General features: G+C 73.8%; 20 protein-coding genes. 12 read left to right on the top strand and 8 right to left on the bottom strand.

Annotated features, from left to right (window positions below; all coding sequences use genetic code 11):
• Window positions 1-191 precede the first annotated feature (191 nt).
• On the top strand, window positions 192-857 hold the full coding sequence (locus ACFPZN_RS34895; protein ID WP_378286617.1) for a GAP family protein: 666 nt from the start codon (window positions 192-194) through the stop codon (window positions 855-857).
• Between the two features lie 3 nt (window positions 858-860).
• Here ACFPZN_RS34895 and ACFPZN_RS34890 read toward each other — a convergent pair whose 3' ends face one another.
• On the bottom strand, window positions 861-1,661 hold the full coding sequence (locus ACFPZN_RS34890; RefSeq protein WP_378286615.1) for a sporulation protein: 801 nt from the start codon (window positions 1,659-1,661) through the stop codon (window positions 861-863).
• A 174-nt stretch (window positions 1,662-1,835) separates the two neighbouring features.
• Here ACFPZN_RS34890 and ACFPZN_RS34885 point away from each other — a divergent pair, with 174 nt between their 5' ends.
• Complete coding sequence (locus ACFPZN_RS34885) at window positions 1,836-2,291, top strand: tellurite resistance TerB family protein (RefSeq protein WP_378286613.1); 456 nt, start codon at window positions 1,836-1,838, stop codon at window positions 2,289-2,291.
• 11 nt (window positions 2,292-2,302) lie between these two features.
• Here ACFPZN_RS34885 and ACFPZN_RS34880 read toward each other — a convergent pair whose 3' ends face one another.
• Both ACFPZN_RS34880 and ACFPZN_RS34875 read right to left on the bottom strand, forming a co-directional pair.
• A complete protein-coding gene (locus ACFPZN_RS34880; protein WP_378286611.1) occupies window positions 2,303-2,884 on the bottom strand; it encodes a hypothetical protein in 582 nt (193 codons plus the stop codon).
• Window positions 2,885-2,989: 105 nt separating this feature from the next.
• Window positions 2,990-4,357: an ABC transporter substrate-binding protein gene (locus tag ACFPZN_RS34875; RefSeq protein ID WP_378286609.1), complete on the bottom strand. Its 1,368-nt coding sequence runs from the start codon at window positions 4,355-4,357 to the stop codon at window positions 2,990-2,992.
• Window positions 4,358-4,795: 438 nt separating this feature from the next.
• Between ACFPZN_RS34875 and ACFPZN_RS34870 the strand changes: the two genes are divergently transcribed.
• Complete coding sequence (locus tag ACFPZN_RS34870; protein ID WP_378286607.1) at window positions 4,796-5,740, top strand: DUF7065 domain-containing protein; 945 nt, start codon at window positions 4,796-4,798, stop codon at window positions 5,738-5,740.
• 52 nt (window positions 5,741-5,792) lie between these two features.
• Here the strand turns inward: ACFPZN_RS34870 and ACFPZN_RS34865 are convergent, their stop codons facing one another.
• Complete coding sequence (locus tag ACFPZN_RS34865) at window positions 5,793-7,004, bottom strand: cytochrome P450 (protein ID WP_378286605.1); 1,212 nt, start codon at window positions 7,002-7,004, stop codon at window positions 5,793-5,795.
• Between the two features lie 102 nt (window positions 7,005-7,106).
• Between ACFPZN_RS34865 and ACFPZN_RS34860 the strand changes: the two genes are divergently transcribed.
• The 6 genes from ACFPZN_RS34860 (at window position 7,107) to ACFPZN_RS34835 (ending at window position 13,235) form a co-directional block, all read left to right on the top strand.
• The gene (locus ACFPZN_RS34860) at window positions 7,107-7,784 is read left to right on the top strand and encodes a hypothetical protein (protein WP_378286603.1); all 678 of its coding nucleotides are present in this window, start codon (window positions 7,107-7,109) and stop codon (window positions 7,782-7,784) included.
• A 102-nt stretch (window positions 7,785-7,886) separates the two neighbouring features.
• On the top strand, window positions 7,887-8,972 hold the full coding sequence (locus ACFPZN_RS34855) for an NAD(P)-dependent alcohol dehydrogenase (protein WP_378286601.1): 1,086 nt from the start codon (window positions 7,887-7,889) through the stop codon (window positions 8,970-8,972).
• Window positions 8,973-8,996: 24 nt separating this feature from the next.
• Window positions 8,997-10,217, top strand: coding sequence for a cytochrome P450 (locus ACFPZN_RS34850; RefSeq protein ID WP_378286599.1), 1,221 nt, complete (start codon window positions 8,997-8,999; stop codon window positions 10,215-10,217).
• Window positions 10,214-11,671 carry an aldehyde dehydrogenase family protein gene (locus tag ACFPZN_RS34845; protein WP_378286597.1) on the top strand — a complete coding sequence of 486 codons (1,458 nt, stop codon included), beginning with the start codon at window positions 10,214-10,216 and terminating at the stop codon, window positions 11,669-11,671. Before ACFPZN_RS34850 ends, ACFPZN_RS34845 begins: the two co-directional genes overlap by 4 nt.
• Window positions 11,672-11,820: 149 nt before the next feature.
• A complete protein-coding gene (locus ACFPZN_RS34840; RefSeq protein ID WP_378286595.1) occupies window positions 11,821-12,480 on the top strand; it encodes a hypothetical protein in 660 nt (219 codons plus the stop codon).
• Window positions 12,477-13,235: an SDR family oxidoreductase gene (locus ACFPZN_RS34835; RefSeq protein WP_378286593.1), complete on the top strand. Its 759-nt coding sequence runs from the start codon at window positions 12,477-12,479 to the stop codon at window positions 13,233-13,235. Before ACFPZN_RS34840 ends, ACFPZN_RS34835 begins: the two co-directional genes overlap by 4 nt.
• Before the next feature lie 63 nt (window positions 13,236-13,298).
• Here the strand turns inward: ACFPZN_RS34835 and ACFPZN_RS34830 are convergent, their stop codons facing one another.
• Both ACFPZN_RS34830 and ACFPZN_RS34825 read right to left on the bottom strand, forming a co-directional pair.
• On the bottom strand, window positions 13,299-14,513 hold the full coding sequence (locus ACFPZN_RS34830; protein WP_378286591.1) for a cytochrome P450: 1,215 nt from the start codon (window positions 14,511-14,513) through the stop codon (window positions 13,299-13,301).
• Between the two features lie 18 nt (window positions 14,514-14,531).
• Window positions 14,532-16,028: an aldehyde dehydrogenase family protein gene (locus ACFPZN_RS34825; protein ID WP_378286589.1), complete on the bottom strand. Its 1,497-nt coding sequence runs from the start codon at window positions 16,026-16,028 to the stop codon at window positions 14,532-14,534.
• Between the two features lie 136 nt (window positions 16,029-16,164).
• On the opposite strand from ACFPZN_RS34825, the gene ACFPZN_RS34820 reads away from it, so the two are divergent.
• The 3 genes from ACFPZN_RS34820 to ACFPZN_RS34810 are packed head-to-tail and all read left to right on the top strand — an operon-like array spanning window position 16,165 to window position 19,740.
• Window positions 16,165-17,220, top strand: coding sequence for a CaiB/BaiF CoA transferase family protein (locus ACFPZN_RS34820; RefSeq protein ID WP_378286587.1), 1,056 nt, complete (start codon window positions 16,165-16,167; stop codon window positions 17,218-17,220).
• Window positions 17,217-18,368 (top strand): CaiB/BaiF CoA transferase family protein, encoded by a 1,152-nt coding sequence (locus tag ACFPZN_RS34815; protein WP_378286585.1) that lies wholly within the window; start codon window positions 17,217-17,219, stop codon window positions 18,366-18,368. Before ACFPZN_RS34820 ends, ACFPZN_RS34815 begins: the two co-directional genes overlap by 4 nt.
• Window positions 18,361-19,740 (top strand): FAD-dependent oxidoreductase, encoded by a 1,380-nt coding sequence (locus ACFPZN_RS34810; RefSeq protein ID WP_378286583.1) that lies wholly within the window; start codon window positions 18,361-18,363, stop codon window positions 19,738-19,740. The genes ACFPZN_RS34815 and ACFPZN_RS34810 overlap by 8 nt, the downstream gene beginning before the upstream one ends.
• A 2-nt stretch (window positions 19,741-19,742) precedes the next feature.
• Here ACFPZN_RS34810 and ACFPZN_RS34805 read toward each other — a convergent pair whose 3' ends face one another.
• Together ACFPZN_RS34805 and ACFPZN_RS34800 are read right to left on the bottom strand one after the other, a co-directional pair.
• The gene (locus ACFPZN_RS34805) at window positions 19,743-20,720 is read right to left on the bottom strand and encodes an LLM class flavin-dependent oxidoreductase (protein ID WP_378286581.1); all 978 of its coding nucleotides are present in this window, start codon (window positions 20,718-20,720) and stop codon (window positions 19,743-19,745) included.
• Window positions 20,717-21,964: a cytochrome P450 gene (locus ACFPZN_RS34800; protein WP_378286579.1), complete on the bottom strand. Its 1,248-nt coding sequence runs from the start codon at window positions 21,962-21,964 to the stop codon at window positions 20,717-20,719. Before ACFPZN_RS34800 ends, ACFPZN_RS34805 begins: the two co-directional genes overlap by 4 nt.
• Window positions 21,965-22,008 lie beyond the last annotated feature (44 nt).

Raw genomic sequence — 22,008 nt, 5'->3', positions numbered from 1 at the left:
GGGCGGGACGCGGCCGTGCGGCCTCCCGGCGATCAGCGGGGCCGGCGGCCTTCGACCGCCGGTCGAACTTTGTCCACCCTTGACATCCGCTGAGATCACCGGCCGCGTCCGGGGGCATCACCCGATTCGGGGGATGCCCCGCGCCGGGCCGGCGGGGTAGGTCGGGAGGGACGGCGAGAGGAGATGCCCTCATGGAAGCCAGCACGTTCCTCCTGCTGTTGGCGCTGGCACTGGGCCTCGCGACACAGCCGTGGTCCATCCTGGCGGCCGTTCTCCTCTCCGCCGCGAAGGGCGGCACGAGCAAGGCGACCGCCTTCGTGGCCGGCTGGATCGTGGCACTGGCGGTGGTCGCGACGGCGGGTGTCATCCTGCTGCCGTCGCGGGGCGCCTCGGCCTCGAAGGCGGCGTCGCCCGGCCACGCCGGCGCCGACGTGGCCCTGGGCGTGCTGCTCGGCGCGGTCCTGATCTGGCACTGGCGGACCCACCGCTCCGCGTCGACGAACACGGTTCCCGGCTGGGTCGGGCGGATCGACAAGATGTCCCCGGTGCTGGCCCTGGGGCTCGGCGCCTTCCTGCCCAGCTACATCCTCGTCGCCGCCGCCGTCAACCAGCTGCTCGAGGCGGGCTGGAAGGGCGGCGGCCTCGCGGGCGTCATGGTCGCCTTCGTCGTGCTGGCGTCCGCCGGCGTGGCACTGCCGCTGGCGATCACGCTGGCCAGGCCCGACCGGGCATCGGGCGTCCTCAAGCGATGGCGGGAGTGGCTGATCGTGAACCGCCGCCCGATAACGTACGCGACCTCCGGCCTCTTCGCCGTCCTTCTCGTGATCAAAGGGGTGGCGGGGCTGCTGCTCAGCTGACGCTCAGCCGCCGCCGTACGGCCGGCGGCGGCCGCGGGCCCAGCGGTGGTCGGAGGAGTATCCGGTGACGGCCTGGAGCCAGCCGGTCAGTTCGTGCTCCCAGGCCATGTAACGCGCCTGCCCGTGGGTGACCTGGAAGCGGCCGAAGGGTTCACCGCCCTCGGAGAGCAGGTCGCCCCGCCTGTCGGCCTCCACGGCCACGCCCAGCCCGTCCGGGCTCGCCAGGAAGGTCAGCTCCACGCCGCGGACGTGCCCGCCGTACTGCTGCGGAGGATGAAACTCGATCTTCTGGTGGAAGGGCAGTTCCTGGTGCAGGCCCGTGACGCGGCCGCGTTCGGCATGGGCGCTCTTGACCTGCGAGCCCAGCTCGGCGAAGGCGTCCAGGACCCGCTGCTGCGACGGCAGCGGGCCCACCGCGAGCATGACCGGATCTCCCCGGCCGGCCGCGTCCACGTCGGTGCGCAGGCCGACGGCCATGCCGCGCAGATGCCGCCCGCGCGCCTCGGTCAGCGGCGTCTCCCAGGGCAGCGGGAGCCGGAACGGGATGGTGTGCGGCCCTCCCGCCGCGAGGTCGAGACCGCCCGCGATCACCGTGCGATGGAACTCCAGCCCGGCCTCGCCCTCGCCGCGGAGCCGGGCGACCAGGCTCAGCGCGATCTCGCCGACGCGGACGTCCCGGTCGCCGCCCCGCAGGCGCACCTCGCCGGCCAGGTGATCGCCCGGCCGGCAGTGCGCGGAGGCCGGCACCGTCTCCACGGAAGCAACACCGGTGCCGGACGAGTCCGGCGACTGCCTGAAGCCCATCGCTCCCCCAACGGATATGCGGTTGTGATCGCGCCCGCGCCCGCCACCGGGACGAACCGGGCCGCCTCCCAGAGAACCATCTCCCGCGTCCAGGCCACGGGCGATATCCACTACGACACTTGTAGCAGATCAGTTAGGCTTCGGTCAGGCCGACCGACGACCGGAGGCGATCCGATGGCCCTGTGGAACCGGCTGCGCGAGTCCGCCCACGCCACCCGGTCCCGGTTCACGGCAGGGAGGAACGCGTTGCGGAGCGCCGTGTTCCGGGACGCCGCCATGGCGATGTGCGCGCTGGTGGCCGCCGCGGACGGCACCGCCGCGGCCGCCGGGCGGCAGCGCGCCGCCGCCCTCATCTCCACCAGCGAGCTGCTCGCGAACTTCGAGGCCGGCGACCTGCACTGGCGCTTCGACGACTACCTCGCCAAGCTCACCGCCGACTTCCCCTTCGGCAAGATCGGCGTGCTGCACGACATCGGACGGGTGAGGGGCAGGCCGGCCGAGGCGCGCGCCGTGATCCGGCTCGGCGTCGCCGTCGGCTGGGCGGACGGCCGCCTCGACGGCGGCGAGAAGGCCGTCATCCGTGAAGCCTGCCGGGCCGTCGGGCTGTCCCCCGCCGACTTCGACCTGTGAGCGGGTGCGGGTCAGGCGCTCCCCGACGAGCGGAGCACCGCCCCGCTGCGGAACACCTCGGCGGCCTCGCTCGTGCCGGAGGGCACGGCGGCGGCCGCCAGTGCCTGGGCCTTGAACGCCCGCGCGGCAAAGCTCAGCCTGTGCAGCACCGGTCCGGCCTCATCGCCGAGGTCCGCCGCGGCGTCCTCGCCCCAGAGCCTGACGTCGACCCTGCCCTCGTCGAGCGCTCTGAGCACGATCCGCCGGACCCGCGCGTCCGAGCCGTACAGATCCGCGCCCACCGCGATCGCCTGCGGCGGCCACGACTCCTGCACGGGCGAGGAGAGCGCGCACTCGAAATCGATGGGCCGGGCGCCGAGGATGCTCAGCGGTCGCGGATCCGCGTGGTCGGCGGTGAGCACCAGCGCGTCCCAGCCGGCCATCGCCCGGTCGAACAGCCAGCCGCCCGCGTGGCGCACCGCGTCGACCGGGTCGGGCGCGAGCACGATCACGCGGTGCCGCAGGGTCCTGGCGCGAGAGCGGGTCGACAGCCGGGGCATCCGATGCAGGCCGCGCGCGCACGGATCGGCGGGGTTGAAGGGTTGGACGGTCATCGGGTCTCCTTGCCCGTGAGAGGGATCGCAACGGTCCAGGAGACGGTCGGCGCCGAGCCCGGCGGCGGGCCGCTGCGCGGCGGCCCGCCGCCGTCGACCGCCTCCTTACTTGAAGTCGCTCATGCTCTTGCCCACATCGGCGAGCTTGACCGGCTTGGTGTAGCCGCCGGTGAACCTGTGGGCGGGGGCGTTGCAGCGGTAGGCGCCCTTGTCGGGCTTGAAGTCGGCCGGCTTCCAGCCCTGCGGGGTCGCCTTCTCGACGTTGAAGCAGGACAGCGGCGCGTCGTTCTTGGAGAGGTCGACCGGGGCCTGCAGGCCGCCGCCCGTCCACGCGGTCTCCTTGACGGCCGTCTCGAAGAGGCACTTGCGGGTGAGGTTCTCACCGCAACTGGAGGCGGCCTTGGCGAACAGCAGCCAGGTCGAGAACGCCCGCACCCCCGGCAGCGTCACCTGCGCCTTGGGGGCGTGCTTCTTGAACAGGTCGACGAGCTGCCGGGTCGCGGGGTTGGCGGCGGCGGTCTCCAGCGGATGGATTCCGCTGAGGTCGGCCAGGGTGTTCTGGGTGCCGAGCGAGGGGGCCGCGAGCTGGATGAAGGCGGGGTTGTAGGCGTTGCTGTTGGCGTCGATCCAGTCGGGCTTGTAGCCGATGCCGGTGAGGGCCTGCTGCAGCTTGGGCAGGTCCTTGAAGTCGCCGAGGTACATCAGGCCCTTGACGCCCTTGCTCTTGATGGCGTGGGCGTACGGCGTCCAGTCGGTGACGCCCTGCGGCGGGAACAGATCGGTGTAGGTGATCTTGGCGCCGACGGCGGCGAACGTCTCCTTGGCCTGTTCCAGCAGGGTCTTGGTGGCCGGGGAGTCCCCCGTGAGGATGCCGACCGAGCCGGCGCTGGCCGGGTAGGCCTCCTTGACCAGCCAGGTGATGTAGCCGGTGTAGCGGTTGTAGGACGGTCCGCCGGTCTGGCCGATCTGCAGGTCCGATCCGTTGTTCTCCAGCTGGACGACCTGGGCGGGGAAGGCCGGCAGCAGGCAGGACAGCCGGTCCTTGACGCCGAGGCCGTCCAGCCCGGAGCTGCCGCCGACCAGGGCGAAGTCCTCGCGGCACGACTCCAGCATCCGCTGGCGGACCTCCATGAACCTGGCGTCGCGGATGTTGGCGACGACCTTGCGGCCGTTGATGCCGCCCGCCGCGTTGCACCACTGCGTGAACACCTTGGCGGTGTCGAGGTACTCGGAGTTCTTGGTGAAGCCCACGTCACTGAAGACCCCGATGTCGATCTCTTTCGCGGTGACGCCCTGGGCCGACGAACCGGTCGCCTTACCGGGCTTGCAGATGCCCTTGAGGTCGCCGAAGTCGGCGGGGGCGGCGGCCTGAGCTGCCCCGGGCGTTTCCTCGGTACTGGTGCCGCCGCGGGCGCACCCGGCTGCGAGCAGGGTGAGCGCCACCAGGGCGGCGAGGGGGCGATGCGGTCTCACGGATCCTCCTCGTGCTGTCCCCGACTGAATCGAACGGTGAATCAGGTGTTCGGCCCGCCTGCCGCGAGCACGGCGGACGGGACCTAGGGAGCGAGCAGGACCTGTGGGTTCACGCGACGAATCCGCGGTGGGGTGGGATGCGGAGCTTCGCCCACAAGCCTTGAGCCGGGCCGACGAACGGGCGGCCTCTCGCGAGACCGCCTGGCCCGTGCGACACCCTCTCGTAATGAGTGAACACTAACTTCTCCTTGAAGGCGCCGCAAGCACCACCTCGAAGGCGACGACGACCCGCCGCGACCTGCCCTTCCACCACCGCACCGGCGTACCGTCGGCCCGCCCGTCACATAGAGTGAACACTTGCTTTTCATAGTGCGGAGAGATACAAAACTCGGGACCGTACGCCGGGTCCGCGCCCGTGGCGCGGGGAGACGAGGGCAGATGGCGAAGCCGGCCGACGAGGCGCGCATGATCGACGCGACCGACGAGGTGTTCCATCCGGCCGGCGAGGACCCGCACTGGAGCGAGAGCGCATGGTTCGGCTTCGCCGTCCCGGAGCTGGACCTGAACGGCTTCGTCTACTTCTTCCACGACGTCCGGACGGGCGTCTCCGGAGGCGGCCCGGCGCTCTGGGACCCCAGCGGCGAGGAGGTCTACGACTGCCGGTACTACGACTGGCGGTGGCACCAGCCCCCCACCGGCCCGCTGGAGTTCAAGGACTTCCGGCTGCCCAACGGCCTCCGGCACCAGGTGCTGGAGCCGATGCGGCGCTACCGGCTCACCTACTCCCAACCCGGGCTGGAGCTCGATCTGGAGTGGACGGCGCTGATGGCGCCGCACGAGATCCGCTACGACAACCTGTCAACGATGATCGGCGCCCGCCACTTCGACCAGCCGGGGCGGGCCGTCGGCACGGCGGTGCTGGACGGCGAACGCCTGGAGGTCGACTGCTTCTCCCTGCGGGACCGCACCTGGGGCCCGCACCGGCCGGGCGCGTCCCGGTCCGGCGACTACCTGTGGGCCATCGCCTCGCCGCGGTCGCACTGGCACGTCATCACCCATTCCACTGACGAACCCGGCGTGGACGCGGTCATGAACGGCTACCTCGTCCGGGACGGCGAGGCGGGCGACCTGGTCCGCGGCGAGCGGCGCGTGCTGGAGCGGCGGCGGGGCGCACCGGTGCGGGTCGTCCTCGACGCCGAGGACGACCGCGGACGCACCCTCCACGCCGAGGGCCGGGTGCGCACCGCCCTCCGCTGGCTGGGCTGGCCCGGCCGGCTGGCATTCTGGACCCTGACCGACTGGCGCTGGGACGGCCTCCAGGGCTGGGGCGAAGACCAGGAGTTCTTCCCACGCGACCAGGTCCGCTCGCTCATACACCCCTGAGCGAGAATCAAGCAAGTGCTCACTCATTACCCCTCCCGCCATCGGTCGCCCTTCACCCCCGGCGGTTGAAGGTGATGTCCAGGCGTTTTGGTTTGCGGGACATGCCTGAGGTGAAGGAGACGTCGGTGCCCGGGGCGAGTCTGATGTCGCTCACCCGGGCCAGGAGTTCCTCGAAGACCACGGTGATCTGCAGCCGGGCGAGGTTGGAGCCCACGCAGCGGTGGCGGCCGAGGCCGAAGGCGAGGTGACGGTTCGACTCCCGGTCGAAGGTGAGGCGGTCGGCGGGGGTGAACTGGTCCTCGTCGCGGTTGGCCGAGCCCAGGTGGGCCACCACCCAGTCGCCGGGGCACAGCTTCCGGCCGCCCACTTCGGTGTCCTTGGTGACGTAGCGGGCCGTGTACTGGACGGGGCTGTCCATCCGGAGGAACTCGTCGAGGCCCCTGCTGACCCACGCCGGGTCGCGCAGCCTGTCTTCCAGGCCGGGCGTGGTCGCGACGTGGTACACGATGTTGGCGATCGCGTTGGTGGTGGTGTCCAGGCCGCCCAGCAGCAGGATCATCAGCGTGCCGATGCGTTCCTGGTCGGTCAGCGGGCGGCCCTCGACGGTGCCGTTCAGCAGTGCGGCCAGCACGTCGTCCCGGGGTGGCGCGGTGCCGCGTTCGACGGCGGCGATCCGGGCGTCCAGGACGTTGCGCGCGACCCGCTGCAGCGCCACGAACCCCTCCCCCGCGTTCTCGCTGCCGATCAGCATCGTGGCCTTCTGCAGCTCGCGGATCTCGTCCTCGTCGTCGGCGGCGAGGATGATCCGGGCCAGGCCCAGCGCCGGGACCGGCATCGCGAGCTCGGTGAGCAGCTCGCAGCGGCCGCGGTCGGCGAACGCCTCGATGAGCTCGACGGTCGCCCGCCGCAGCGTGCCGACGTGCGGGGCGAGCGCCGACGGCGTCAGGAACGGGTTCAGCAGTTGCCGGTAGTCGCGGTGGATCGGCGCGTCCACGTGCAGCGGCGGCATGGGGGGTTCTTCGGGACGGTGCGGCACCGTGATGCCGTGCGCGCTGGAGAAGGTCTCGGCGTCCTTCAGCACGGACCTGACGCCGGCGTAGTCGGTGACGAGCCAGTAGCCGCCGTGGCTGGAGCTGTGGGTCACCGGGCATTGGGAACGGGCGTGCGCGAGAACCCCGTGCAGGTGCTCGGGCAGCGTCGGGTCGTACAGGTCGATGTCCCGCAGGATCGCGGACGGCTCCGTGGGGGTGGTTCCGGCGGTCATGGTGCCGAGGATGGAGGGCAGGCATTACAGGAGGCGTTAGACCGGGGGTAACGGTGGGGCTAACGGCGCGGTCCGAGCGTCGCGAAGGTGGAGAAGCTGTACATGAGCGGGCGCGCGGACATCGTCGGCGCCCATGAGAACCGATTCAGGTTCGCCGAGCTGATCGTCGACCACGGCCGGCGGGAGGCCGCGGCCGGCGGGCCCCTGCAGCAGATCGGGACCTGGATCCTGATCGGCATGACCGGCCGGTGGCAGCGCGTCATGGCGCTGTGGGAGTTCACCGACGGCTGGGACGGCTTCAGCGCGCTCGTCGAGAAGACCATGGTCCGCCCGGATCCGGCGCTCGCCGCCCTGTACGACGGCATCGAGGGGCTGCGCAGCGGTGGCGAGGACTTCCTCATGCTCCCCGGTGCGGGGTGCCCCGATCGCGACGGCCTGGCGGCACGGGGCGTCGCGGGCTCGCTGATGTCCTACGAGACCGTGCGGGTGGAGCCGGGGGCGGAAGAGGCGTACATGGAGGCCGTCCGGGACCGCTGGGCACCGGTCGCCGAGGGCTGCGGCCACCGCCTGATCGGCAACTACCGGGCCGCCAAGACCGACGGGCTCGTGTTCACCGCCTGGGCGCTGGAGCGCGGCGACCACGCCCGCCTGGCCCGTTCCGCCGAGGCGCGCGCGTGGCGGGAGTCGGCCCGGACCTGGGCCAGGTCGTGGCAGGAGGAGCTGTGGATCGCCGCGCCCGGTTCGCCGCTGGCGGGCCCGGAGACGGCCCGGCGGTTCTGAGTGATCCGCCGGGGTTAACGACGCGGGTAACGAGGCGGCGTGACCGTCGTCACCTGCCGATCCGTACCGCGGCACTCGCCGCCGACATCGCGTGGAGCGGGCATGGAGATCACCGCCGGAGTCACCACCGCCCCGGGCTCGGGGTTCGCGTTGCGCACGCTGGAGCTGGACGGTCCGGGCCGCGGTGAGGTGCTCGTCGGCGTGCGGGCGGCCGGTGTCTGCCACACCGATCTGCTGTGCGCCGACGGCGTCCATCCCGCGCCGTTGCCGGGGGTGTTCGGGCACGAGGGCGCCGGGGTCGTCGAGGAGGTCGGGGACGGCGTGGAGGGCTACGCCCCCGGTGACCGGGTCCTCATGTCGTTCGACTCGTGCGGGGCCTGCGCGCGGTGCGGGCGCGGGTTCCCCTTCTACTGCGAGGAGTTCCAGACGCTGAACTTCGGCGGCGGCCGGCGGGACGGCGGCACGGCGCTCAGCCTGGACGGGCGGCGCGTGCACTCGCACTTCTTCGGCCAGTCGTCGCTGGCCACGCACGCGGTCGCGCGGGCGCGGACGCTGGTGAGGATCCCGGACGACATCCCGTTCGAGGTCGCGGCGCCGCTGGGCTGCGGGGTGCAGACGGGGGCCGGCGCGATCCTGAACGTGCTGCGCACCCGGGCCGGCGGGACGGTCGCCGTGGCGGGCGCCGGCGGCGTGGGGCTCGGCGCGGTCATGGCGGCCCGGCTGTGCGGCGCGGGGCTGGTGGTGGCGATCGACCCGATCGCGTCGCGGCGGGCGCTCAGCCTGGAACTCGGCGCCGACGTCGCGCTCGATCCGCACGGCACCGACGTCGCGCGGCGGCTGGCGGAGCTCGGCGGCGTGGACTCGGCGGTGGACACCTCCGGGCGGCCCGCCGTGATCACCGCCTGCTTCGAGGCGCTGCGGCCCAAGGGCGGGCTGGCGCTCATCGGCGGCCCGGCCGAGCCCACCTTCGAGTTCGAGGCCTACAAGTTCTTCGACGGCCGTTACGTCTGCGGGCTGAGCATGGGCGAGTCGGTGCCGCGGGAGTTCGTGCCGGTGCTCGTCGACCACTGGCGGGGCGGCCGCTTCCCGGTGGACCGGCTCGTGACCGCCTTCCCGCTGGCCGATCTCGGCAGGGCGGTCGAGGCGATGCGGAGCCACGAGGTCATCAAGCCCGTCCTGATCCCCTGACAGCACGAAGGAACGAGGACGACCATGCCCAAGCCCGCCGAGGAACTGGCCCAGGAGTTCGACTACACCGATCCGGAGACCGTCGAGCGGCTCTACGAGGTGTACGCCGCGTTGCGCGCCCGCTCGGGCGCCGTCCACAGCCCCAGGTTCGACGGCCACTGGGCCGTCACCCGCTACGAGGACGTCGTCGAGATCTGCAAGGACACCACCGGGTACACCAGTACGCGGGGCGCCACGATCCCCGACGTCGGCAACGTCGTCCGGTCGATCCCGCTGGAGGTGGACCCGCCCGAGCACACCCGGTACCGCCGGTTCCTGGGGCCGCGGTTCCGCAAGGCCGAGACCGACCGGATGGAGCCGAGCGTCCGCCGGATCGTCCGCGGCCGTCTCGACCGGTTCCGCGGCGACGGCGAGGCCGACCTGGTGCCGGCGCTGACCGAGCAGGTCCCGGCGATCGTGATCGCCGACCTGCTCGGCCTGCCCGAGCAGGACTGGGACGCCTTCCGCGCCTGGACCACCACGATGCAGCGGACGGCCTACTCCGGCGACAAGGAGGCCAATTCGCGGGCGTCGCAGGCGCTGGCCGGCTATCTCGGGGACGCGATCGAGGCGCGCCGGGGCAGCGGCGAGGACGACGGCGGCGTGCTCTACCAGCTCGCCAACGGCCGGGTCGGCGACGAGCCGATCCCGCACGACCGCGCCCTGGGCATGGCGCTGCTCATCCTGATGGCGGGGCACGAGACCACCGCGAACGCCGCCGCGAGCGCGCTGTACTACCTGGCCGACAAGCCGTGCCTGCGCGACCGGCTGCGCGACGACCCCGCCCTGACCGCCCGGTTCGTCAACGAGCTGCTGCGCTACGAGGCGCCGGTGACCGGGATGGCGCGCACCGCGACCTGCCCGCACGTGATCGACGGCAACGAGATCTCCCCCGGCGACAAGATGCTGCTGCTGTTCACCTCCGCCAACCACGACGAGCGCGTGTACAGCGATCCCGACGCCTTCGACCTCGACCGCGAGGAGCGGTCGCATCTGGCGTTCGGGTACGGCGCGCACCGCTGCCTGGGCGAGCAGCTGGCGATCCTGGAGCTGAAGGTGATCGTGTCGGAGGTGCTGCGGGTGCTCCCCGACTACGCGCTGAGGCCGGGCACCGAGATCACGCACACCCCGTGGGTGGCGCGCGGCCCGGCGTCGCTGCCGGTCGTCTTCACCCCGAGCACGGCCGGCGAGGAGGTGCCCGCGTGACCGGCGGACCCGTCCAGACGATCAACGGCGCGTCCGCGCCGGGCGGCGGATCGTTCGCGGTGGTCGACCCGGCCACCGGCGAGCCGTTCACCCGGGTGCCCGAGTGCACGCCGGCGCAGGTCGAGGAGGTGATGGCGGCGGCCGAGGCGGCGTTCCGCACCGGCTGGCGCACCTCCCGGGAGCGGCGGCGCCGGGCGCTGCACGCCGCCGCGGACGTGCTCGCCGCGCACGAGGACGAGCTGGCCGCGCTGGTGGTCCGCGAGCAGGGCAAGCCCCTCGCGGACGCCCGCATGGAGGCGATGGCGGGCGCGCTGGTCTTCCGCTACTACGCCGACCTGGAGGTCCCGCCGGAGATCATCCAGGACGACGGGTCCGCCCGCGTCGCGGTGACGCACCGGCCGCTCGGGCCGGTGGTGGCGATCACCGCGTGGAACATTCCGCTGATCATGGCGTGCTGCAAGGTCGCGCCGGTCCTGGCCGCGGGGAACACGGTGGTGGTGAAGCCGTCGCCGTTCACCCCGGTGACCACGCTGCGGCTGGGCGAGCTGCTGCGCGAGGCGTTCCCGCCGGGGGTGCTGAACGTGGTGAGCGGCGGCGGGCCCGAGCTCGGCGCGCTGCTGACCCGCCATCCGCTCACCCGCAAGATCACCATGACCGGGTCGGTCGCCACCGGCAAGAAGGTCGCCGCCGCGGCGGCGCCCGACCTCAAGCGGGTGACGCTGGAGCTCGGCGGCAACGACGCGGCGATCGTGCTCGACGACGCCGATCCGGCCGCCATCGCCGAGCGGCTCTTCTGGGGCGCGTTCGGCAACTGCGGGCAGCTGTGCATCGCGGCCAAGCGAATCTACGTGCACGAGGACCTGCTGGACGGGGTCACCGAGGCGCTGGTCGCGCGGGCGGAGCGGACCGTCGTCGGCGACGGCGCGGCCGAGGGCACCGAGCTCGGGCCGCTGCAGAACGCGCCGCAGCTGGCCCGGGTCACCGGACTCGTCGAGGAGGCGCGGGCCAAGGGCGCCAGGGTGCTGACCGGCGGGCGCCGCCTCGACCGGCCCGGGTACTTCTACGCGCCGACCGTGCTGGGCGGCGCCGGGCACGGGATGCGGATCGTGGACGAGGAGCAGTTCGGCCCGGTCATGCCGATCCTGGCCTACCGCGACCTCGACGAGGCCGTCCGGCTGGCCAACGACACCGCCTTCGGCCTCGGCGGCTCGGTCTGGAGCGGCGACCCGGCGCGGGCGGCGGAGGTCGCGGCCCGGATCGACGCGGGCATGGTGTGGATCAACACGCACGGCGACAACGCCTTCCCCCGCCAGCCGTTCGGCGGCGTGAAGTGGAGCGGGCTCGGCTCGGAGCTCGGCCCGTGGGGGTTCCTGGCCGCCACCGACACCCAGGTCGTCTACGAGTCGCGGGCGACCGGCGAGCCGCCCTCGCTCATCCAGACCCAAGAGGCCTGAACGGCCCGAGCCGAGGAGGGGACCGCCGATGCGCGCGCCCGGTGAAGACGATCTGCGGCCGATCGCAGAGGGGCTCGGCCTCGGGCTGTCCGAGGCCGAGCTCCGGGCCGTGACCGGCCTGATCGGCGGCGATCGAGCATCTGTGGCCGATGGCGCGGACGGTCGCCGACGTGGCGCTGCTGCTGGAGGTGATGGCCGGGCCCGACGGCGTCGACCAGCGCCGGTGGCAGGAGCCTGAACGGCCGGGCGTACACGTCTCCATCCCCGAGCACCGCCTCGCCGCGGCCATCCTGCCCGCGTCGATGCTCATCGGGACGACGCACCAGCTGCTGTACGGCGACGGCGCCGGGCTGAACCACCGCGGCCCCGCCGACCTGCCGCTGATGCGGGCCGTGCTCGACGGCCGCCGCTCCCGGGCCGCGGCCCTCTCCCCCGGCATCACGATGGCGCTGCTCGGCGGCGGCTACCTGCTCGCCCAGGACGGCGGCATGGGCTACGCCATGGCGCGGCAGGCCGCGCCGTGGCTGCGGGCCGGCTACGACAGGGCGCTCGCGCGCCACGACCTCCTCGCCATGCCCCGGGCATCCGGCGATCTCGGTTCCGGCCGGGCTCGTCGACGGGCTGCCGAAGGGCCTGATGCTGGTCGGCGCGCACGGCGACGACGCGGCCGTGCTCCGCGCGGCGAACGCCTGGGAGGAGCTCACCGGCGGCTTCCCGCGGCCCGCCGGGGCGCCCCGCGGCAGGTAACGCGGCAGGTAATGGCGCCTCCGGAGGATCGCATCGACACCGATGCGAAGGAGAGGCCATGACCGGGCCACACGAAGGACGAATCGCGGTCGTCACCGGAGCCGGGCGCGGCATCGGCCGGGAGTACGCCGCCGCGCTCGCCGCCGACGGTGCCACCGTCGTGGTCGCCGACCTCGACGAGGGGCTGGCCGACGAGACGGTCAAGCTGATCACCGCCGACGGCGGCAGGGCGGTGGCCCGGCGGGTGGACGTCGGCGACCCGCGTTCGGCCGCCGATCTCGGCACGTGGCTGCGCGGCGAGTTCGGCGCGGCGCACATCCTGGTCAACAACGCCGCGATCTACCACTCGATGCGCAACGACACCCAGATGGACGTCGACATCGACTACTGGCGCAGGGTCTTCGCGGTGAACCTGGACGGCGCGCTGCTGGTCACCCAAGCCGTCGCGCCGCTGATGGCCGAGGCGGGCTGGGGCCGGATCGTCAACCAGGCGTCGACCGGCGCCTACTCCGGTCTCGGCGGCGCCTACTGCGTGTCCAAGCTCGCGATCATCGGCCTCACCCAGGGTTTCGCCAGGGAGCTGGGGCCGCACGGCATCACCGTCAACGCGATCGCGCCCGGCCTGATCTACACCGAGGCCACCATGGTCACCGTGCCGCCCGAGAGCAGGGCCGCGCTCACCGCCGCGCAGGCGGTGAAGAAGGAGGGCCAGCCGGCCGACCTCGTGGCCGCGCTGCGGTTCTTCTGTGGCGAGGACTCCGGCTGGGTGAGCGGGCAGGTCACCGTCGTCGACGGCTTCAAGACCCTGCGCATCTGACCCGCACGCTGAAGGGCCCCTGGCGGAATCCCGCCAGGGGCCTTGCGCTTGCCGGCGCCGCCGCTAACGGCCGCGGCGGCGGAACGTGACGGGCAGGGACGTCCAGCCGGAGCCGGTGCCGGCCTCCCGTTCGAGGACGGCGCCCTCCGCGAGCCTGATGTCCTCGATCCGGGCGAGCAGTTCGGCGGCGCCGATCTGGATCTGCATCCGGCCCAGGTTGGAGCCGATGCAGCGGTGGTAGCCGAGGCCGAAGCTCAGGTGCGGGTTCTTCTCCCGGTCCAGCCGCAGCTCGTCGGGGTCGTCGAACACGGTCTCGTCGCGGTTGGCCGCCGCGAAGTGCAGCAGCACGACGTCGCCCCGCTTCAGCTCCCGGCCGCCGAGGACGGTGTCCTTCATGACGGTCCGCGAGAGCGAGCTGACCGGGGGCTCGAAGCGCAGGAACTCGTCCAGTTCCTGCCGGGTCCAGTCCTCGGCGCGCAGGTGCTCCTCCAGGCCGGGCGTCTCGGCGGCGTGCCGGAAGACGCCCGTCAGGGCTGCGTTGGTGGTGCTGAGGCCGCCCATGACCAGGATCATCAGCGTGCCGACCCGCTCGTCGCGGGTGAGCGGGCGGCCGTCGACCTCGCCGTACAGCAGCGCGTCGATCGCGTCCTCGTGCCGCACCCCGGACCCGAGCCGCTGCTCCAGGATCTCCTCGACGATCTCCTCCAGGCGGGCGCGCTTGTCGCCCTCCTGCGCGGGGTCGTTGCGGGAGATCTGCGCGGCGACCTCGCGGGCCCGGCCGAACAGGTCGTCGTCGTCGACGTGCAGGATCACCCGGGCCAGCACCTCGGCGGTGAACGGCGCCGCGAAGTCGGCGTGCAGGTCGGCGGCGCCGCGGCCGGCGAACGACTCGACGGTCTCGATCGCGATCCGCCGGATGGCGTCCTCGTACCTGGTGATGCCCGCGCGGGAGAAGTGCCGGTTCAGCAGCCTGCGGAAGTCCTTCTGCAGCGGCGGATCGAGGTCGATCGGCGGCATCATCAGCGACTGGTGGTGCGGGAAGGCCACGCCGTGGCTGGAGGAGTAGGTCGCCGGGTCGCCGAGCGCCTCCCGCACCTCCGCGTAGCTGGTGACCAGCCAGTATCCGCCGTGGGCGGTGCTGCGCGAGACGGGGCAGCGGGATCGGGCGTGGTCGGTGACCTCGAACAGGTGCTGCGCCGTCTCGTGGTCGTAGGCGTCGAAACCGTCGACCAGGCGGTCGAGGTCGGGGCCCGCCGGGGCCGGTCGTGTCTCGGTCATGGGTCGCTCCGTTGGTGTTCAGCCCGCGTTGAAGGAGATGGTCTGGGCCAGGGTGAATTCGAGGGCGCCCTGCACGCCGTGCTCGACGCCGATGCCGGAGCGCTTCCACCCGCCCATCGGCGAGTGGACGCTCATCACCCCGTTGCCGCCGTTGATGCGGACCCGGCCGGTGTCCATCCGCTCGGCCATCCGGTAGGCCGCGCCGGTGTCGCGGGTGATGATGCCGCCGGCCAGGCCGTAGTCGGAGTCGTTGGCGATCGCGACCGCCTCGTCGTCGGTGTCGAAGTCGATGACCACGCCGACCGGACCGAAGATCTCCCTGCGCGCGACCTCCCAGCGGTTGTCGACGCCGGCCAGGATCGTCGGCTCGTAGAAGAAGCCGGGCGTGACGTCGGGACGCCGGCCGCCGGTGACCAGCGTCGCGCCGTCCCGCAGCCCGCCCGCCACGAAGCCCTCGACCCGCTCGCGCTGCGCGGCGGAGATCAGCGGGCCGAGGGTGGCGGACGGGTCGGCGCCGCCGCCGATCCGGACCTTGCCGGCCAGGTCGGTCACCGCGGCCAGGTAGTCGTCGCGGAGTGAGCGGTGCACCAGGTGCCGGGTGGTGAGCTCGCAGCCCTGGCCGCAGTGCGCCATGTTGAGGCCGAACACGGCGGCGGCCGCGGCCGCGGCGTCGGCGTCCGCCCGGACGATCGCGGCGGACTTGCCGCCCAGCTCCAGCACCAGCCGTTTCAGGGTGGGCGCGGCGGCGGCCATGATCGCGGCGCCGACGGCGTCCGAGCCGGTGAAGCTGATCAGGTCGACGCCGCGGTGCTCGACCATCGCCATGCCGCCGTCGGCGCCCGCGTTGACGATGTTGAGCACGCCGGGCGGCAGGCCGATCTCGTCGGCCAGGTCGCCGAACAGCAGCGCCTCCAGCGGGGTGAGCGGCGACGGCTTGAGCACCGCGGTGTTGCCCATGGCCAGCGCCGGCGCGATCTTGCAGAGGTTCAGATAGAACGGGAAGTTGTAGGGGGTGATGGCGCCGACCACGCCGACCGGGCGCCGCTTCACCACCTCGGTGCCGAGCATCGGCGCCCGTCCCGGACGGGGCGCGAGCGACAGCGGCATGGTCTCGTCGAGGTCGCGGGCGGCCAGGTCGGCGCAGAACTCCAGGTGGCCCATGCCGCCCACCCAGTGCACGGCCTCGGCGTTGGCGGGCAGCGCGCCCGACTCGGCGACGATCTGCGCGATGATCGCGTCCTTGCGGGCGGTCAGCGCGTCGGCGAGGCGGACCAGGTACCGGGCCCGCTCCTTGCGCGCCATGCGCGGCCAGGGGCCCTCGTCGAAGGCCGTCCGGGCCGCGGCGACGGCGGCCCGCATGTCGTCGGCGGTGCCCGCGGGCACCGCGCCGATCTCCCGCTCGGTGGCGGGATCGATCACCGGGAGCGTCTCGTCCGAGGTCGACGGCCGCCACCGCCCGCCGATGTACTGCGCGTCGAAGCCGTACCGGATCTCACCCACGTTCCCCCTCGCCATGCGCCATCCCTGCCCTTCTCGGTGAACGGTCGAGGTGGCAGCGTCCCGCGGGGCCCGTTACCTGACCCGTCACCGGGCGGCCGGGACGCGCGCACGGTAACGACGCGGGTAACTGGGGCCGGTTTTCCTGTTCACCGTGCGCTCTGAGAACGAAGGCATGGCCGTGCGGGTCCTGGAGGGGGTCAGGGTCGTCGAGATCGGCGGCATGGGGCCCGGGCCGTTCGCCGGGATGGTGCTGGCCGACCACGGCGCCGAGGTGGTCACGCTGGTCCGGCCCGGCCGCGTCCGGCGGATGTACGAGGGCCGGACGATCTTCGAGCGGGGCAAGCGGTCCGAGGTGGCCGACCTCAAGTCCGGCCCGGGACGCGCGCGGGCGCTGGAGCTGATCGCGGACGCCGACGTCGCCGTGGAGGGCTTCCGGCCCGGGACGGCCGAACGCCTCGGCCTGGGCCCGGACGACTGCCGCGCCGCCAACCCCCGCCTGGTGTACGCGCGGATGACGGGCTGGGGCCAGGACGGGCCGCTCGCCCGGCACGGCGGCCACGACATCAACTACATCGGGCTCGCCGGGTACCTGCACCAGGTGGGGCGGAAGGGCGGTCCGCCCGTGCCGCCGCTCAACATCGTGGGCGACTTCGGCGGCGGCGGGCTGCTGCTGGCGTTCGGGATCGTCGCCGCGCTGCTGGACGCGCGCCGCACCGGCCGGGGCCGGGTGGTCGACACCGCCATGGTCGACGGCGTCGCGCTGATGATGGGCCACTACTACATGCCGGGGGCGCGCCTCGGCCCCCGCGGCACCAACCAGTTCGACTCGGGCGTGCCGTTCTACGACGTCTACCGCACCGCCGACGGCGGCTACATGGCGGTCGGGGCGACCGGCGCGGACCTGTACGCGCGGATGACCGAGACCCTCGGCGTCGACGTCTCCGACCTGCCAGGACAGCACGATCCGGCGGGCTGGCCGGAGCTGCGCGAGCGCCTCACCGCGGCGTTCGCCACCAGGACCCGGGCCGAGTGGACGGAGGTCTTCGCCGCCGTCGACGCGGCCGTGACGCCCGTCCTGGACCCGTACGAGGCCCTGGACCATCCGCACCACCGCGCCCGCGGCACGTTCGTCGACGCGGGCGGGCACCGCGAGCCCGGCCCCGCGCCGCGCTTCCGCGAACTCGGCCCCGGCAGGGAGCACGCATGACCGGACCGCTGGAGGGCGTCGCCGTCCTCGACTTCACCACCTCGCTGTCCGGGCCGCTGGCCGCCGGGATCCTCGCCGACCTCGGCGCCCGCGTGATCAAGGTGGAGCACCCGGCGAGGCCCGACCGGGCCCGGTTCGTCGGGACGCGGCGCGGCGGCATCTCCGCGATGTACCAGATGGCCAACCGGGGCAAGCTGTCGATCGCGCTCGACCTGCGCGAACCGGACGGCGCCGCCACCGCGCTGGCCCTCGCACGCGAGGCCGACGTCGTCGTGGAGAACTTCCGCCCCGGAGTGACCGAGCGCCTCGGCATCGGCTACGCCCGCCTGAGGGACCTCAACGACCGGCTCGTCTACGTGTCGATCAACGGGTTCGGCTCGTCCGGGCCGTACGCGCGGCGGCCGGCGTTCGACAGCCTGCTGCAGGCGTACGGCGGCCTGGCGGCGCTCCAGGGCGGGGCCGGCGGCGAGCCGGGGCCGATCGGGCACGCGGTGGTCGACAAGCTGGCCGGGATGATCGGCGCCCAGGCCGCCCTCGCTGCGCTGCTGGCGCGCGGGCGCGGCGCCGGCGGGCAGCACGTCGAGGTGTCGATGCTGGAGGTCGCGGCCTGGTTCGTCCACCTCGACGCCGCCGGGCCGAGCACGCTGCCCGACGCGCCGAAGGACCAGGGGGACGACGCCACCACGGGACAGCGGACGGCGCTGCGGTTCGCCGACGGCTGGGGCATGGTGTCGCTGGGCCACGACGGCGGCCTCCGCGCCCTCTGCGAGGTCCTCGGCGTCGCCCTGCCGCCGGAACTGGCGACCATGGCGGGTCGCCAGGCGCGCCCGGAGGCGTTCCGCGCGGTGCTCGACGCGATCAGGGGCAGGGCCGCGGGCCTGCCGCGCGCGGCGACCGGGGCCCGTCTGGTGGCGGCGGGCGCGCTGTACGCCGACGTCCTCGAACCGGCGGAGATCCCGGCCAACGAGCAGGCCGTCGCCCGGCGGCTGTTCGTCGAGTCGACGCACCCGGTGGCGGGCCGCGTCGTCGAACCGCGCCTGCCCGCGGTGTTCTCCGCGACACCGCCCGCCGACCCGGGCCCCAGCCCGGCGCTGGACGAGCACGGCGACCTGATCCGCGCGGAACTGGAGGGACGGACCCATGCCTGACGTCGACATCGTGATCGTCGGGGCCGGCGGCGCCGGTCTGGCCGCGGCGGTCAGCGCCGCGGACGAGGGCGCCTCGGTGCTGGTGGTGGAGGCCGCCGACCGGGTGGGCGGCGCCACCGCGCTGGCCGGGGGCAGCTTCATGGCGGCGGGCACCGCGCAGCAGGCCGCGGCGGGCCATCCCGGCGACTCCGCGGACGAGTTCTACGACTACTACATGACGTTCAACCGCTGGGACGCCGACCCGGCCGTGGTGCGCCGCTTCTGCGACCGCGCCGAGCCGACGCTGCGCTGGCTGGAGGGCCTCGGTGTCGAGTTCGCCCCGGAGAACCTCTACCGGGCCGGGCTGGAGCGGTCGCCGCGCAGCCACCGCCCGACCGGCGCCGGGCGGGCGATCGTGCGGGCGCTGGGCGCGGCCTGCGCCGAACGCGGCATCGAGATCGCGCTCGGCAACCGGGTCGACGGCCTGACCGCCGAGGACGGCCGCGTGACCGGCGTGCGGGCCCGCGGCGAGGACCTGACGGCCGCCGCGGTCGTGCTCACCACCGGCGGCTTCGGCGCGAACCCCGACATGGTCGCCGCGCACTACCCCGACGCGGCCCGGGGCGGCGGCGAGGTCTGGTCGCCCGCCCCCGCCACCTGCGCCGGCGACGGGATCGCGCTGGCGGAGGGCGCCGGGGCGGGCACCACCGGGCGCAACCACGGCGAGCTGCTGCTCACCCCGGGCTTCGGCCGCGACCTCGAACCGTTCGTCCCCGGCTGGCTGGTCTACGTGACCGAGGACGGCCGCCGGTTCGTCAACGAGCTGGCGCCGCACACGGTGATCACGCCGCTGGCGCTGACCCACGGCGACGCGTGCTGGGCGGTGTTCGACGACGCGGCGTGCCGGTCGGCGGCGGCCGCCCCCGACGCCCCGTTCGGCGCGGGCAGCTGGGTCGCCGGGACGCTGCTGGCCGAGGCGGAACGCGGCCGCGTGCGTACCGCCCCCACGATCGCCGGGCTGGCCGCGCGCACCGGCATGGACCCGGTCACGCTGGCCGCGACGGTCGCCCGGTACAACGCCGACTGCGCGGCGGGCGCCGACTCCCGGTTCTTCAAGGACCCGGCCGTGATGAAGCCGATCGCCGCACCGCCGTTCTACGCCGTGCGGATGGTCCCGTCCGTCGTCGCCGTCACCGGCTACGGGCTGCGCACCGACCCGGACGCGCGCGTCCTGCGCGCCGCCGACGGCGAGCCCGTCCCCGGCCTGTACGCGGCGGGCGAGGTCAGCGGCAGCGTGCTCGGGGCCCAGTACGTCGGCGGCGGCAACGCGGTCGGCAGCGCCCTGATCTTCGGCCGGATCGCCGGGCGCGCCGCCGCCGCCGGCCCCCGCTGACGTCAGTCCGCCAGGAAGGCGGGCAGCACCTTCTCCACCAGCAGGTCGAACTGCTCGCGCGGCCGCCATGACGCCAGCCGCAGGGAGATGTGGGAGGCGCCCTCGTCCCGGACGGCCCGCAGCTGCTCCGCGCACTCCTCCGGCGACCCGACCGCCGTCATGGCCAGGGCGCCGTCCCGGTCGAACACGCCCTCGCCGTAGTAGTTGTCGAAGAAGCGCCGCGCCTCGGCCAGGCACTCCTCCCGGTCGGGGCCGATGTTGACGCTGTGGTAGACCCCGATCGGGAACGGGCCGGGGTCCCTGCCCGCGGCGCGGAGCTCGGCGTCCAGCCCGGCCCTGAGGGCGGCGACGTACCCGGGCGCGCCCCGGCTGGTGAGCAGGCCGTCGGCCCTGGTCGCGACGCGGCGCAGCACCCGCGCGGCGTGCGGTCCGGCGGGCGGGTTGGCGCTGATCCAGATCGGGCAGGGGTCCTGGACGGGCGCGGGCAGGATCCGGATGCCGTCGTAGCGGGCGAACCGCCCCTCGAAGTCGACCGGGTCGCCGGTCCAGAGCCGCCGCACGAGGCCGATGTACTCCTCCAGCCGGGCGACGCGCTCCCTGTCCGGCACGCCGCCGAAGTGGCGGCCCTCCTCCTCCGACGCCCCGCCCTTCTTCTGCAGGCCGTTGCACACGGCCAGCAGCGTCCGCCCTTCGGAGACGACGTCCAGGCTCGCCCACTGGTAGGCGAACAGCGCCGGATCGCGCACCGCGAAGCTGGCCATGCAGCCGGCCCCGAGCCGCAGCGCCGAGGTGGTGCCGGCGAGCACGCCCAGGCAGGCGAGCGCGTCCGGGCGGGCCTTGGACGTCAGGCTGTCGCCCACCCACGCCGTGTCGAACAGGCCGGTCTCCTCCGCCAGCGGCGCCAGCCCGAGCAGCTCCCGGACGGTCCCGACGCCGAACAGCGACGCGCGCTGCGGAATGGTGATGCCGATCGACGTCACGATGACGACGCTCCCTCAACAAGGTCGAAGTCCACCGTCACGGCCTCCCACGACAGCTCCGGCGCGGACGGCGTGCGGACCAGCCGGGCGCCCGGCGCCGGCCGGACGTCCCGCACCCGCGCCAGCAGCGCGTCGACGGCCGAGACGATCTCCATGCGGGCCAGGTTGCTGCCGATGCAGCGGTGCGCGCCGAGCCCGAAGCTCAGGTGCGGGTTCCGGCGCCGGTCGACGTCCAGCTCGGCGGCGTCCGGGAAGACGGACTCGTCCCGGTTCGCCGAGCCGAGCATCACCGCGACCATCTCGCCGGCGCGCACCCGCCGGCCTCCGACCAGCACGTCCCGGGTCGCCGACCGGGCGATCATCTTGACCGGCGGCTCCAGCCGCAGGAACTCGTCCAGCGGCCCGCGCGACCAGCCCGGTTCGCGCAGCCGCTCCTCGATCCCGTCGCGCGCGGCGAGGTGCGCGACGATGTGGCCGATGGCGGCGACCGTGGTCTTCAGCCCGCCGAGCAGCAGCTGCATGACCGTGCCGACCCGCTCGTCGCGGGTCAGCGGACGGCCGCCGTCCACGGTGCCGCGCAGCACCGCGTCGAGGACGTCGTCGCGCTCCTCCCGGCCGGCCAGGTCGTCCAGCATCTCCTCGACGACCGCCTGCAGCCGCCGGAAGGCCCGCGCGTTCTGCTCCGCGCTGCCGTAGCCGACGCCCTCGACGATCCCGCGGACCTCGGCGAACCGCACCGGGTCGCGCAGGTCGAGGATGACGGTGCTGAGCACCGCCGCGGTGAGCGGCTTGGCGAAGTCGCCGATGACGTCGCAGCCCGGCCCGCCGCGGGCCCGGTCGCCGAGCGGCAGCACCGCCTCGACGTGCTCCTCGGCCAGCCGGTGGACGCGGTCGGCGTGCCGGGCCAGGCCGTGCCGGGAGAAGTACCGGTTGAGCAGCCGCCGGAAGTCGGTCTGCAGCGGCGGGTCGAGGTCCTGCGGCGGCTTGCGCAGCCGGTCCTCCACCGGGATCATGATCCCCCGCGCGTTCGAGAACGTCTCCGGGTCCGACAGGACCCGCCTGATGTCCTCGTGCGCGCTGACGATCCAGTAGCCGCCGTGGGCGTCGCTGCGCGCGACCGGGCACCGGCCGCGCGCCGCCCCGACGATGTCGAAGTACCGCTGCGCGGTGCCGTGGTCGTAGCCGTCGTAGTGCTCGATCGCCGTGCCCGTCTCGTTCCGGGTCCCGCCGCCTGTCGTGGCCACCTGCCATCACCTCACGCGTGGTCCGGCCGCCGCCGCGGCCCTGG

It is taken from the genome of Actinomadura rugatobispora, assembly GCF_042656285.1.
Taxonomy (GTDB): Bacteria; Actinomycetota; Actinomycetes; order Streptosporangiales; family Streptosporangiaceae; genus Spirillospora; species Spirillospora rugatobispora.
Note: the sequence above shows the minus strand (reverse complement) of the source record. Positions and strands in the feature narration are given on the sequence as shown.

Excerpts from the sequence above, each read along its gene's own strand:
- ACFPZN_RS34815 (WP_378286585.1), top strand. The coding sequence starts at position 17,217 with ATGACCGGACCGCTGGAGGGCGTCGCCGTCCTCGACTTCACCACCTCG.
- ACFPZN_RS34810 (WP_378286583.1), top strand. The coding sequence starts at position 18,361 with ATGCCTGACGTCGACATCGTGATCGTCGGGGCCGGCGGCGCCGGTCTG.
- ACFPZN_RS34890 (WP_378286615.1), bottom strand. The coding sequence starts at position 1,661 with ATGGGCTTCAGGCAGTCGCCGGACTCGTCCGGCACCGGTGTTGCTTCC.
- ACFPZN_RS34860 (WP_378286603.1), top strand. The coding sequence starts at position 7,107 with ATGAGCGGGCGCGCGGACATCGTCGGCGCCCATGAGAACCGATTCAGG.
- ACFPZN_RS34840 (WP_378286595.1), top strand. The coding sequence starts at position 11,821 with ATGGCGCGGACGGTCGCCGACGTGGCGCTGCTGCTGGAGGTGATGGCC.
- ACFPZN_RS34850 (WP_378286599.1), top strand. The coding sequence starts at position 8,997 with ATGCCCAAGCCCGCCGAGGAACTGGCCCAGGAGTTCGACTACACCGAT.
- ACFPZN_RS34855 (WP_378286601.1), top strand. The coding sequence starts at position 7,887 with ATGGAGATCACCGCCGGAGTCACCACCGCCCCGGGCTCGGGGTTCGCG.
- ACFPZN_RS34885 (WP_378286613.1), top strand. The coding sequence starts at position 1,836 with ATGGCCCTGTGGAACCGGCTGCGCGAGTCCGCCCACGCCACCCGGTCC.
- ACFPZN_RS34825 (WP_378286589.1), bottom strand. The coding sequence starts at position 16,028 with ATGGCGAGGGGGAACGTGGGTGAGATCCGGTACGGCTTCGACGCGCAG.
- ACFPZN_RS34870 (WP_378286607.1), top strand. The coding sequence starts at position 4,796 with ATGGCGAAGCCGGCCGACGAGGCGCGCATGATCGACGCGACCGACGAG.
- ACFPZN_RS34865 (WP_378286605.1), bottom strand. The coding sequence starts at position 7,004 with ATGACCGCCGGAACCACCCCCACGGAGCCGTCCGCGATCCTGCGGGAC.
- ACFPZN_RS34880 (WP_378286611.1), bottom strand. The coding sequence starts at position 2,884 with ATGACCGTCCAACCCTTCAACCCCGCCGATCCGTGCGCGCGCGGCCTG.
- ACFPZN_RS34830 (WP_378286591.1), bottom strand. The coding sequence starts at position 14,513 with ATGACCGAGACACGACCGGCCCCGGCGGGCCCCGACCTCGACCGCCTG.
- ACFPZN_RS34835 (WP_378286593.1), top strand. The coding sequence starts at position 12,477 with ATGACCGGGCCACACGAAGGACGAATCGCGGTCGTCACCGGAGCCGGG.
- ACFPZN_RS34895 (WP_378286617.1), top strand. The coding sequence starts at position 192 with ATGGAAGCCAGCACGTTCCTCCTGCTGTTGGCGCTGGCACTGGGCCTC.